The organism is Bythopirellula sp. (assembly GCF_041737835.1).
Lineage (GTDB): Bacteria > Planctomycetota > Planctomycetia > Pirellulales > Lacipirellulaceae > Bythopirellula.
On the sequence record NZ_JBGSQY010000018.1, the window covers coordinates 81552 to 93756 of the forward strand.

14 protein-coding genes are annotated in these 12205 nt (G+C 56.8%); 10 read left to right on the forward strand and 4 right to left on the reverse strand.

Annotation, left to right across the window (positions count from 1 at the left end; genetic code table 11):
- Nucleotides 1-22: 22 nt before the first annotated feature.
- From AC6T8Q_RS03910 to ruvA, 7 genes are all read left to right on the forward strand, one after another.
- Nucleotides 23-757 (forward strand): hypothetical protein, encoded by a 735-nt coding sequence (locus AC6T8Q_RS03910; protein ID WP_500677833.1) that lies wholly within the window; start codon nucleotides 23-25, stop codon nucleotides 755-757.
- A gap of 99 nt (nucleotides 758-856) precedes the next feature.
- A complete protein-coding gene (gene ispF / locus AC6T8Q_RS03915; protein WP_500677834.1) occupies nucleotides 857-1345 on the forward strand; it encodes a 2-C-methyl-D-erythritol 2,4-cyclodiphosphate synthase in 489 nt (162 codons plus the stop codon).
- Between the two features lies 1 nt (nucleotide 1346).
- A complete protein-coding gene (cysS, locus tag AC6T8Q_RS03920; RefSeq protein ID WP_500677835.1) occupies nucleotides 1347-3125 on the forward strand; it encodes a cysteine--tRNA ligase in 1779 nt (592 codons plus the stop codon).
- Nucleotides 3126-3168: 43 nt separating this feature from the next.
- The gene (locus AC6T8Q_RS03925) at nucleotides 3169-3387 is read left to right on the forward strand and encodes a hypothetical protein (protein WP_500677836.1); all 219 of its coding nucleotides are present in this window, start codon (nucleotides 3169-3171) and stop codon (nucleotides 3385-3387) included.
- Nucleotides 3384-3653, forward strand: coding sequence for a ParE family toxin-like protein (locus AC6T8Q_RS03930; RefSeq protein ID WP_500677837.1), 270 nt, complete (start codon nucleotides 3384-3386; stop codon nucleotides 3651-3653). The genes AC6T8Q_RS03925 and AC6T8Q_RS03930 overlap by 4 nt, the downstream gene beginning before the upstream one ends.
- Before the next feature lie 4 nt (nucleotides 3654-3657).
- Complete coding sequence (gene ruvC, locus AC6T8Q_RS03935; protein ID WP_500677838.1) at nucleotides 3658-4155, forward strand: crossover junction endodeoxyribonuclease RuvC; 498 nt, start codon at nucleotides 3658-3660, stop codon at nucleotides 4153-4155.
- Nucleotides 4156-4234: 79 nt separating this feature from the next.
- Nucleotides 4235-4858 carry a Holliday junction branch migration protein RuvA gene (gene ruvA, locus AC6T8Q_RS03940; RefSeq protein ID WP_500677839.1) on the forward strand — a complete coding sequence of 208 codons (624 nt, stop codon included), beginning with the start codon at nucleotides 4235-4237 and terminating at the stop codon, nucleotides 4856-4858.
- Between the two features lie 3 nt (nucleotides 4859-4861).
- Here the strand turns inward: ruvA and AC6T8Q_RS03945 are convergent, their stop codons facing one another.
- Entirely contained in the window at nucleotides 4862-5434 is a 573-nt protein-coding gene (locus AC6T8Q_RS03945; RefSeq protein ID WP_500677840.1) for a hypothetical protein, read from the reverse strand.
- A gap of 271 nt (nucleotides 5435-5705) precedes the next feature.
- On the opposite strand from AC6T8Q_RS03945, the gene AC6T8Q_RS03950 reads away from it, so the two are divergent.
- Together AC6T8Q_RS03950 and AC6T8Q_RS03955 are read left to right on the forward strand one after the other, a co-directional pair.
- The gene (locus AC6T8Q_RS03950) at nucleotides 5706-6482 is read left to right on the forward strand and encodes an alpha/beta hydrolase (RefSeq protein WP_500677841.1); all 777 of its coding nucleotides are present in this window, start codon (nucleotides 5706-5708) and stop codon (nucleotides 6480-6482) included.
- 16 nt (nucleotides 6483-6498) lie between these two features.
- Nucleotides 6499-7362 (forward strand): alpha/beta hydrolase, encoded by an 864-nt coding sequence (locus tag AC6T8Q_RS03955; protein WP_500677842.1) that lies wholly within the window; start codon nucleotides 6499-6501, stop codon nucleotides 7360-7362.
- Nucleotides 7363-7437: 75 nt separating this feature from the next.
- Here AC6T8Q_RS03955 and AC6T8Q_RS03960 read toward each other — a convergent pair whose 3' ends face one another.
- Nucleotides 7438-8547, reverse strand: coding sequence for a PrsW family glutamic-type intramembrane protease (locus AC6T8Q_RS03960; protein WP_500677843.1), 1110 nt, complete (start codon nucleotides 8545-8547; stop codon nucleotides 7438-7440).
- 153 nt (nucleotides 8548-8700) lie between these two features.
- Here AC6T8Q_RS03960 and ruvB point away from each other — a divergent pair, with 153 nt between their 5' ends.
- Complete coding sequence (gene ruvB, locus AC6T8Q_RS03965; protein WP_500677844.1) at nucleotides 8701-9783, forward strand: Holliday junction branch migration DNA helicase RuvB; 1083 nt, start codon at nucleotides 8701-8703, stop codon at nucleotides 9781-9783.
- A gap of 71 nt (nucleotides 9784-9854) precedes the next feature.
- Here ruvB and AC6T8Q_RS03970 read toward each other — a convergent pair whose 3' ends face one another.
- Complete coding sequence (locus AC6T8Q_RS03970) at nucleotides 9855-10850, reverse strand: DUF1559 family PulG-like putative transporter (protein ID WP_500677845.1); 996 nt, start codon at nucleotides 10848-10850, stop codon at nucleotides 9855-9857.
- A gap of 329 nt (nucleotides 10851-11179) precedes the next feature.
- A complete protein-coding gene (locus AC6T8Q_RS03975; RefSeq protein WP_500677846.1) occupies nucleotides 11180-12151 on the reverse strand; it encodes a DUF1559 family PulG-like putative transporter in 972 nt (323 codons plus the stop codon).
- Nucleotides 12152-12205 lie beyond the last annotated feature (54 nt).

Consider the following 12205-nt stretch of genomic DNA (forward strand, 5'->3'; position numbering starts at 1 on the left):
CAAACTACGGTATCGTCGCGGCATGACGACCAGCCCACTCATCACTTGGCAGGATGAATCGAAGGAATTCCTTTCACCGCGCGCGATTGCAGGATTTGTCAGCGGTGCCCTCGCCACGCTCAATGGGCTCGCGCTGTTTCTCGTCGTCCGCAGGATGATGGGCGCTTTTACGGTCGAACTTCCTTTTCTGATGCTCGTCGTGACGGGGCTCGTTACGTTTGTGATCATCACGGGCTTACGCACCCTCTGGCGGCACAATTTGCTTGGGACGACTCCTTACGAATGGTGGATCGGTTGGGGTTCCTGGCTGACATTACCACTGCTCGCACTCGGCTTGAGTACAACTCCTCGAGATTGGCTGGTGTGGTTGCCACTGATCGCTGCCGATCAGATTTTGTCTCGGAAATACTTCCTAGTTGGCTCGTCAGAGAAAGTAGCCACGCCCGCCCAATTGGCCGGCGATCAAATCCAGCAGATCACCCGGACTCGCGACGCGGCTGGTCACGAAACGATTCACGCTACCCTGCGGGCTGACTTTCAAATGGGCCAGCGGCACGCCACGGTCTATGTCGGCTTCTGCCCACCACTCGCCACCGTGCCAAAAATCACAGTCGAGGCGTCTGACGAAAATATTTCCGAATGCAAAATCGTGCAAGCATTTCCCCACGGGGCGCGAATCGATCTGCGGCTCTCGAGCCTGGCCTGGGAAGAAACGAGGGTCACTGTTTATCTCACGGCTACGTCGCAGGCAACGTAATACTGCCCAAATTGCCACGCCTGCCAACTCGCGTTGTCCGTTATTCTCAATCCTCGTATAATCACGCGCGCTTGCGATCAGGTGCTTGCGATAAGGAGAATGGCCACGAGCCCCCAACGTATCGGTTTAGGCGAAGACAGCCATCGGCTTGCGCCGGGTGGGCCCCTACGGCTAGGTGGCGTGGAGATTCCCCACGACCGACATGCGGTGGGGCATAGCGATGCCGACGTGCTGTTGCACGCGGTGACCGATGCCTTGCTCGGCGCGGTGGGACTACCCGACATCGGCGAACTGTTCCCCGACACCGCGGAGAAGAATCGTGGCCGTGATTCGGCAGACATGCTGCGGATCGCTTACGACCGCGTGCAGCAGGCGGGCTACCAATTGGTGAACCTCGACTGTGTGATTTCCGCCCAGCAACCGAAGCTCGTACCGTACAAGGAAGCGATCCGCTCGCAACTGGCGGCGGTGCTGTCGGTGGCCACGTCACAAGTGAATATCAAAGCCAAAACCGGCGAAGGGGTTGGCCCCGTCGGCGAACAAACTCTCATTCAGGCCCATTGCGTGGCCCTGTTGGAACTAATGTAACATGAGCACCGCGACACAAACAAAGATGAACAAGACGACCGTTCCCAATCCCCATCCGTCGCTGAAGATTTACAGCACGCTGAACAAAACCAAGACGGAATTTAAAACCGTCGAGCCGGGCAAAGTCGGCATCTATCTGTGCGGCCCCACGGTTTACGACAAGGCCCACATTGGGCACATGGTCGGACCCGTGATCTTCGATTGTATCAAGCGCTACTTGGTCTACTGCGGCTACCACGTCACTTGGGTCGTGAATATCACCGACGTCGACGACAAGCTCATCAAGAAGGCCAACGAACGCGGCATTTCGATGCTCGACGTCGCCGAGGAGAACATCGCTGATTACAACTTCAATCTCAACGCCCTGGGCGTCGACCAGATCGATCACTTTCCCCGCGCCACCGATTGTATGGACGAGATCATCTCTCTCATCGAGTCATTGGTCGAGCAAGGTTACGCCTACGAGTCGGCAGGCGACGTGTATTTTGAAGTCGGCAAAGATCGCGAGTACGGCAAGCTAAGCAATCGCAACGTCGAAGAAATGCAAGGCGAAGGGGGTGGCACGGCGGCACGCAAGAAGGGCCTCGCCGATTTCGCGTTGTGGAAAACAGCCAAGCCCGAGGAGCCATCGTGGGAAAGCCCGTGGGGCAAAGGCCGACCGGGTTGGCATATTGAATGCTCGGCGATGAGCCTCAAACTGCTGGGCGAAACATTCGACATTCACGGCGGCGGACTGGATCTTGTGTTCCCCCATCACGAAAACGAAATCGCCCAAAGCGAATGCTGCCACGGGAAACCGATGGTCACGTATTGGGCCCACAATGGTTTGTTGCGCGCCTCAAACGCCGCGGGTAAAGTCGGTGGACGCGCCGAACGCGAGTCCGGCGAGCCCACTTCAGCGGGCGGTACAACTGGTGAAGCCGAACAAGTCTCCGGCAAGATGAGCCGCTCGAAGGGTGCAGGAGGACTCGCGCAACTCATCGAACGCCAGGGCGGCGAGCGAATTCGCTTTTTCCTCCTGCGCACCCATTATCGCAGCACCGTGTTGTTCAACGAACCTGCGATCGAAGAAGCCGGCACGGGCCTCGAAACTTTTTATCGGTTCTTCAAGCGCTACGACCGCGTGACCGGCAAAAGCTTTTACGATTTGAAGTATCCCACCACACGCGAAGTCGGGGAGGTTGAAGCCAGTTCGAGCGAATTGCTGGGCGAAGTCGCTGCGCTGCGTAAGAAATTTATCACCGCCATGGATGACGACTTTAACACGGGCGGCGCGATCGGCGAATTGTTTGAATTAGCTCGCGCACTTAACCGCTACTGCGATGCCAACGATCTGGAATCGCCCAACAAAGACACCGCCAAGTTGAAAGATTTTGAACACGGCTGTGCCACGCTTCGCGAACTTTCGGCGATCTTAGGTTTATTCGGCGCACCTACTTCAACGAGCACTGGATCAGACGAGCTGTTGAACCAAGTCATGCAGCTGGTGATCGATCTGCGAACCGAAGCGCGGGCGAGCAAAAAGTTCGCCACGGCGGACGCGATCCGCGACGGCATTGGCCCGCTGGGGATCACGCTCGAAGATCGCGCCGGCGGCACCGAATGGTCCGGCGGCGACGCTGACACGCTCGACGGCATCATGAAGCTCTTGATCGAGTTACGCCAAACGGCCCGGGCGACTAAAGATTTCGCAACCTCCGATGCGATCCGCGACCGCCTGGCCGCGTTGGGGGTGACGCTCGAAGACCGCGCCGGCGGCACCGAATGGAACAAGGTGTGAGCATTGTGAGTATAATGAGGTTAAACTCGCCGGAGACCTTAACATGACTGAACTACTCCAAAAAGCATTTGACCGTGCTGCTACCTTACCTCCAGAGGAGCAAGATGCAATCGCAACCCGCTTGATCGACGAGATCGAGTCGGAATGCAAATGGGATGACCTCTTCTCGCGGTCTCAAGACTTACTTGAGAAAATGGCCAATGAAGCCTTAGCAGAGCATCGACGCGGGTTAACCGAGCCTCTCGATCCCGACAATCTATGACTTCATTTACAACTCGGCAGTTCCGAGAGCTTTTCGCTAAGCTTCCTGAGCAAGTACAACGGCAAGCCCGTTCACAGTATCGTCTCTTTCGGCACGACCCGCAGCACCGCAGTCTTCAGTTCAAGCGAGTTCATACTCGCCTTCCTGTTTATTCAGCACGCGTCAATAATAGCTATCGGGTGCTTGGAATGTTAGACGCAGACGTCATTGTCTGGTATTGGATCGGTGGTCATGGTGAGTACGAAAATTTACTGAAGCGGTTATAAGGGCATGCGTATTCTCGGCATCGATCCTGGACTCAACACCACCGGCTACGGTGTGCTGGAAATTTCTGGCCGTAAGCCGCGGCTGATTGAAGCGGGGGTGGTCCGCAGTACCCCCCGTGGTTCGATGCCCGAGCGGATTCGTGAGATCTATGACGGGCTGACCGAGGTGCTCACAAGCCTTAAGCCTGATGTATTGGCGCTTGAAAAACTTTATTCTCATTACGATCGACCCACGACGGCGATTCTCATGGGTCACGCCCGGGGCGTGATCTGTCTCGCGGCGAGTGAAGCGGGCATCGAAGTGGTCGACTATGCCGCCACGCAGGTCAAAAAAACGCTCACAGGCAATGGCCGGGCGCCAAAGTCGCAAATGCAATTGGCGATTCAACGCGAGTTGAGTTTGGCTACGCTCCCAGAACCACCTGACGTTGCCGATGCTTTGGCGATTGCGTTTTGCCATTTTTGCACGGCGAGACATGGCACGCAGATGAACGCGGATTAAGTAACTACTCCACACGGCATCGGGACGATGCCGGCTAACGTGGCTTTCGTCTTGTGCTCCCGGCGGCTATCATCCCTGCATGATTACTAAAATTACAGGTCGTCCGCTGGCCGTCTCTGGTGAAACACTCACCTTGGCCGTGGGGGCGTTTGAATACGAAGTGTTGATCCCCGAATTCGCCCGCCGGCACTTGCAAGACAAGATCGGCCAAGAAATCAGCCTGCACACGATTGAATATCTCGAAGGCAATCCGATGCAGGGCCGCATGACGCCGCGGCTGATTGGATTTCTCAACAGCATCGAACGCGAGTTCTTTGAGCTCTTTTGTCAGGTGGATGGCGTGGGGGTGCGCAAAGCGCTGCGCGCGATGATCCGGCCCGTGCAAGACGTGGCCGAGATGATCGAGAACCAAGACACAAAGGGACTGAGTACCCTGCCCGGCGTTGGTGCCGCCACCTCAGAACGAATCATCGCCAAGCTGCGTCGCAAAGTGCCAAAGTTTGCATTGCTTGTCGCGCGTGACGCACCGCATGCGGCCGTCGTGGAACGCGACGTCGTCAGCGAAGCCTTTGAGGTGCTCCGCGCGCTCGGTCATAGCGAATCCGACGCGCGCAGATTGCTGGACGACGCCCTCTCGCGCAAGAAGAAATTCAAAGACGTCGAAGAGCTACTCCACGCTGTTTACGAACAGCGGAACGCTTAGCAATTACGCGGGAGCAGAACCTTCGGGGGCTGTCGGGGCATCCGCTGTGACAGGCCCTGCCTTGCCACTGCCCTTGCCAGTGAGATAAGCCGCGAGTGCCGCCAGGGCCATCCACACGACCTCGGCTTCTTTGTAACTATTGACCGTGGGCTTGGGGATGCGACCAGCTCCGGACACCGTGCCGGTGGCCTGCCGTTGTTGGTCCCCAGCAGTTTCAGCATCATCCGCAGCTTCATCGCTGGCCACTTGGTCTTGGGCTTCTTGAGTGGCAACCTCTCCCGGGGGAGCCGTCGGATTGGCCGGCATGACGGTGGTGACCTGGCTCATATTCTGCATGACCTGCGCGTAAACGTAACGCCCTCCCACGATTGCCAGCAGGGTTAAAGCAACGGCCAGCGTCGCGCGGCCATAGCTTTGTGGTGCCCCCGCGGGAGCCCCTGCATTGACGCACATCCCCGTGACGAGCCCGACGGCAATCGCCAGCCAACTCAGTTCGTGTTGGGTCGTATATTCCAGAAAAAACCAAGCCGCCGCGCTGGCTGCCGCACCGATCAATCCCCCCAACAGAACTCGCATGGTAATGCCCTTACTACAAAAAGAATGGTTCCGCCTTGCGTCCACATTGTAATTCTGCGGCAAGCCGAGCGCCAAGCATTTCCACCGCCATAATCGTCCAACTCTCTCGAATTGTTACCAAAGTCCATGATTTTTCGGGCCACGGCTGGCTGGCAGGGCAAAACAGTCGACCTGTGATGGCAGCCCATTACAATGGAAGTGCGGCTCAACCGGCCGAGTGCTGCTTTTCTTATTCCCCTAGTTTTCATCCCTTTCCTTTGGGCAAGTCGCCATGCTTAGCCTTCTTGAACAATGGCTCGTCTTTCCCAGGCCAAGGCTCAATGAGCGTGACTGGGAAGCTCCCGACCTCCCGTTCGAGGATGTGTACTTCGATGCCGCCGACGGCACGAAGTTGCATGGCTGGTATGTGCCTCACCCCAATCCCCGGGCCGTAGTGTTGTATTGCCATGGCAACGGCGAATACGTGGCCCACTTGGCCAATCGGCTCAAGATTTTGCACGACCGGATCGGCATCACAGTCTTTGCTTGGGACTATCGGGGCTATGGACGCAGCGCCGGCAAGCCGCATGAAGTCAATCTGATTGCCGATGGCCGCGAGGCACTCCACTGGCTCGCCAACAAGACGGGTCTCGACCACAGCGACATCGTGCTTCTCGGTCGCTCATTGGGGGGCGCCGTGGCGGTCGCACTGGCCGCGGAATTCGAGGTCCGTGGTTTGGTGCTCGACCGCACGTTCTCGGAACTGACCGACGCGGCGGCGCACAACTATCCATGGCTACCAGTGCGATTGGTGATGAAGAACCGGTTTTCGTCCGTCGAGCGGATTAAGAATTATCATGGTCCGTTGCTGCAAGCCCACGGAACCAACGACTCGATCGTGCCGTATGCGCTGGGCAAAAAGCTCTTTGATGCGGCCCCCAGCACGCACAAGAAATTTCTGACCGTGGAAGATGGCGACCATAGCGGCCCGCTCCCGGAATTTTGTTATGATGCGCTGGTTGAATTTCTGGATTCGTTGCAGCCAGTGAAGGCGCAAAAAGCTTCGTAGTGTGATCTCGGAAAGCATGACATCACCACCATCAGAGCCACTAGGTCGTCAGCATACGTTTAGACGAATTCTGATTATCGCCTGCATAGGATACCTGGGGATTTGTGGTTTCCTGATGGCGATGGAAAGCCGACTCGTCTATCACCCGCCTCGCCCGCGAGAAGCCGTTGAGCAAGCTCTCGCGCTAAAGGGCGAAGAAGTCTGGTTCGCTTCTGGAGACCAGACCAAGCTTCACGGTTGGTATTTTCCTAATCCAAATGCCAAGCACGCCATCGTCACTTTTCACGGCAACGGCGAAGACGCGGAACACAACTTGGAATGGGCTGCCGAGCTTCGTGACCGTCTGAAAGCCGCCGTTTTCACATTTGATTATCGCGGATACGGTCACAGCGAAGGCGAGCCGTTTGAGCAAGGGGTCGTGAGTGATGGAATCGCTGCCCAACAGTGGTTGGCGAATCACCTGCAGCTTAAGCCGACCGATATTATTCTTTACGGCCGCTCGTTAGGTGGTGGGGTTGCCATCGCTGCAGCCGAGCAACTTGGGGCCCAAGCGATTATCGTTGAAAGCACTTTTGCGAACATGGTCGACGTCGCCGCGTCGCGCTATCCTTTCATACCGGTCCGGCGTTTGATGCGCAATAACTTTCTTTCTCAGGATCGAGTCAAAAGCTGCGATGCGCCATTTCTTCAATTCCACGGGACTGAGGACGTCGTAGTCCCCATCGAGTTTGCTCGTCCTCTCTGCGATGCCGCACCCGCGAAGAATAAGCAGTTTGTAGAAATTCCAGGCTTCGGACATAACGACAATTTGCCGGAGAATTGCTGGAAAACTCTTATAGAATTTCTCGATTCGCTGCCTCCGGTCAAAAGCACATCTTAAATTGCTAGCCGCAGGCGGAAGCGAGTGGCTGTCATCAATTCAACCGCGGGCTACCGTCTACGGCTATGAGAATTTTTACACGCTGACCATCGTCTCGGGCATTTCGCGTAGGAACAGATAGACCATCACGCCAAGGCTCACGACGTCGGTCATCAACGTGTCGGCCGCGGTCTGGGCCCCCACGATGGAGCTGATGTAGATGAACGTCGCCGCGGAGAGTAGCGAGACACCACATAAAAATGTCGCGCTCAGGCTGATCGTGTCGTGCCCCTTGGGACGTAATCCACGCAGTTCGTGAAAAAACTGATAGAGCACGAACGCGAAAATAATCGAACTCGTGAACGAGATATCACTCAGTGCCGGCAGCGAAATCGCGGCGTCGTACAGGCCGTGAGCAAACACCATCAAGCCAAACATGGCCAAGGCTTGTGGTCCCCAGTTTTTGGGATCACGGAAGGCACGGTAGGCGTTCAAGCCGATCAGTCCGGTGAGCGCGATGTGCAAAGGATTAGCCGTGAGAAATCTCCCCAAAGTGTCGGTGCCGCGGCTCCCCGTGAGATAACCGATGTTCTCTTCGATGGCAAATCCCAAGCCGACGCACGCGGCGGTGATTAGCGCGAGCATCTCGTCACGCTTGCGCAACAGTAGCGGCATCAACGGCAGAAAGCAGATAAATTTGGCCAACTCTTCGCGTAAGCCCACGCCCAAGATAAAAAACCGCAGCCCGGGCACGAGTTCCAACTCTTCGCGCAGACCCCAGCCCTCTTCCTGATAGAGAATCAAGAAACCGGTGGGCCAAATACTTAGCACTCCTAAAGCGACGGCGAGCAACGTGAATGCCAACCGCCAATCCCAAGGAGGCTCCACGCGCAGGGCTTGCCATAAAAAGATCAACCAACAGCAACCGCCGAAAGCTGCCAACGCGACCGCGCCGGGATAGGATAAATCGCTAAAGATTTCGCGTGGCACGCCCCACCAAACTTCCCACCACTGGCCGTTGGCTGCCAGAGCTTCCAATTGCTTCCAGCCCGACTCGTCCCCACCCAAAAGTCCATCGAGGGGCCCGACCGCCCAGCGGTCAGCGAGCCACCCCAGCACGATGCCCACACCGATAATGGTGATCACCATCCGCCACAGAAAGCCGGGGTCGCGAGTCTTCACGCGGAGATAATTGGACCAATTCATGCGGTGATTATTGCAGGTTGAACAGGGATCGCTAAGCCAAAAGCAGCCGCTTGCGGCTTAGCGATCTCCAGATTCACGGTTTCCTCATCACGTGCCGATTTGATATATTATCGACACTTAGCGTACAAGTGTTCAGATTCCTGGTGAGACACGATGCCTCGCGAACCTATCCTATCTGCCGCCGATGCCGTGCCCCCCGCCGAGGCCTTCCAAACCGAGCGGCCTGCGCGCGAAGAAGATGTCGCGCTCCGTCCTACGCGGATGGAGGATATGGTTGGCCAGCGGGAAGTTTATGAGCGGCTGCGGATCGCGGTCGATGCCGCGCTGATTCGCGGCGAGCCACTGGGCCATATCTTGCTGGATGGTCCACCCGGCTTGGGCAAAACGACGTTCGCCATGTGTATCCCCCGCGCACTCAATGTGCCACTGCAAATTGCTAGCGGCGCCGCGCTGACGGCCCCCAAGGATTTGCTTCCCTACTTGAGCAACGCCGAGGAAGGTTCGATCCTGTTCATCGACGAAATTCACCGCCTCCCCAAGGCGGTCGAAGAGTTCATGTATCCGGCGATGGAAGACTTTCGCATCGACATCACGCTTGGCGAAGGGGTGTCGGCCCGTACGGTGAATATGTCGCTCCGACCGTTCACGATCATCGGCGCCACCACGCGGAGCGGATTGCTTTCGGCACCACTTCGCGATCGGTTCCAAGTGCGCGAACATTTGGAGTTCTACAGCTTAGAAGAACTCACCGAGATCGTCCGCCGCAATGCGGGCAAGCTGCGGATTCCCATCGCCGAAGATGCCGCCATACAAATTGCCTCATGCAGCCGTGGCACGCCCCGCGTGGCGAACAATCGCCTTCGCTGGGTCCGCGATTACGCTACGAGCCGCGCCGATGGTGAGATCACCAAGGAAGTGTCGCAAACCGCGCTCAAGATGCTCGGGGTCGATCACCTGGGTCTCGATCCGCAAGACCGCAAATATCTCGATACAATCTTGCGAGTCTTCCACGGCGGGCCCGTCGGCGTCGAGGCCGTCGCCCACACCATGAACACGGCCACTGATACGCTCACCGACGAAGTCGAACCGTTTCTCTTACGAGCGGAGCTCGTCGTCCGCACACCGCGCGGACGCAAACTCACCGCGGCGGGCTACACACATCTCGGCGCGACACCGCCAGACGAATCGGCCCGCTTTCGCAATGACGGACCGTTGCCATTATTTGAAGAAGAGTAGCCGTCAGAGCAAGCTGATGGTGATGGCAACAAAAAAACCCTCGGCTCGCGCCGAGGGCTAGTTGCGTCAAGTTACAAACTGCTCGTATCAACAACATTGTCGTCGGCCACCGTCGACAATCTTTGCAACGTGAGCAAGTCGATCGATTGCTGAATCGCCGACACGTGCCCGTCGAGGAAGACGAAATTGGCAATCGCCGGATGATCGCTGCCGAATTGCTGACGCAGATCGTTGACATCACAAACGACCGTGCCGGTGGTCGGAGCTTCCCCCTTGGCCATGCCACACTCGGTACACGCCAGGATCGATTCGGTGTTATCACCCGAGAAGAAAGCCGTGTCGCCCTGGTAATAGTGCAACTGACCTTCGTTGAAGCCTTCCATTTGGCGGGCTTCGTCTTCGGTGGGTAAATACTTTTCGCCAACGCCTAACGACGAAGCGGTGCCGTCGCTGATGTTGCGAATGCTGTTGCGCGAATACGTGTAGACCACGCCCCCTTCGTTGCCGGGAGCTTCGCCACCAGTATTGCTGCTGCCGTAATCGTCGCGGAGGCCGGCATTCCCAGCGTAATCGCCGCCCGCGGCCACCCCTTTGCTCGCTTCCGTCGGCGCGGCATCGTCGTTATCAAAATCGCGATCAGGGGCCGGTTGCCGACGGCTGGGGCAATAGAAAATGTTCACAGGGGAACGCATCGCGCTGGCGTTCTGCTGATCATCGACCCGCGCGGTGGGAACCAGCGTGTTATAAATTTGCCCCTGTTCGGTGTAGGGCAGCAATTCGAACGCCCACGAAACACCCAGCGGAGTTGCCGCGGTGCCAACTGGGGGATTCGTCACGGCGGGGCCAGGCGACGTGGCATTGCGGCCTTGTGGGAAAAACTCCTTGGCATCGTGATGCATTTGCATCGTCAAGCCCATTTGCTTGAGATTGTTCACACATTGGTTACGTCGAGCCGCTTCGCGGGCGGCTTGAATCGCGGGCAATAACAATGCCACTAACACACCGATAATCGCAATCACGACCAACAATTCGACCAGCGTGAAGCCACGCAATTTCCGAGCGCGCATAGAGAACCTCTTTCTCGGCGGATGTCTGGTTTGCCCAACGACAATATCTTCCTCGTGATGAGGTTTTGATTGCCGCGAGGCGGAAAGGAAGGTAGAGAGGGAAGGATCGAGTCAATCGCCGCCTGACCATTGTTGAGCAGACCATTGTTGACCCGAGCACGTGGTGTTCCGGCCACGTGCGAGTGAGATGATTGTAGATATGCTAGCTCGCGCTTGTCAATTTGTTCGTTCGAGGAATTCCCACAGCGCATAAAAAATTGTCATCCCGAAAGAGACTTGCTCCTTCGGGATGACAACGAAATAGGATTTGCGGTGAATCGTGAAACCGCTTACAGGCTGTTCATATCGATGATCTGATCATCCGAGATCGTCGACACACGCTGCAAGACGATGGGATCCACCGATTGCTGAATCAACTGCACGTGGCCATCGAGAAACACGAAGTTGCTCAGGCCCGGATGCTCGCTGCCGAATTGTTCCCAGAGATTTGCAGCTCCACAGGTCGCTCCCGCGGGAATTTCGCCGTGCGCCATGCCGCACTTCGTATCAGCCAGAATCGCAAACCGGTGATCCCCCGCAAAGTAAGCGGTGTCACCCTGACGGTAGTGCATCATCGCTGGGTCGGTGTTGGGGTGAGCCTGTATCACTTCGTCTTCAGTAGGAATATACTTCTCACCCACGGCAATCGTTTGTGACGTGCCGTCGGTCACGTTGCGAATGCTGTTACGCGAAAATGTGTAAAGCGCTCCGCCCACCGCGCCGGCCGGTTCGCCATTGAGATTGTCGATGCCAAAGTCGATATCCAAACCAGTGCTTCCTTTGTAGTCGCCGCCAGCAGCCACACCACGATTTTCTTCCGCGGCGGGTTGGTCGTTGTTGTCAAAGTTGCGATCCGCCACGGGTTCGCGCCGACTGGGGCAGACGAATGTGCTCACTGGCGAACGCATGGCCAATTGGTTCTGCGGATCGGAGCAAGGCAACGATTTGATCAGTGCCTGATAAAGGGCCGTTTGCTCGACGTAGGGCAATAACTCAAATGCCCAGGAAACGCCATATTGTGTCACGCCTGAATTTCCCGTGGACGGTCGGCCCGTGCGGCCCGAGGGGAACACTTTCTTGGAATCGTGTCGCGACTGGAGCGCGATGCCAATTTGCTTGAGGTTATTGGTGCATTGATTTCGGCGGGCCGATTCGCGCGCCGCTTGAATCGCGGGTAACAGCAAAGCAACTAACAGACCGATAATCGCAATCACAACCAAGAGTTCAACTAGAGTAAAGCCACGTGTCGTCTTGACGCGCATAGTGCTTCTCCTTTGTGCTAATGATGGTTTGACCGCCGACAGCCTCGACAAGAA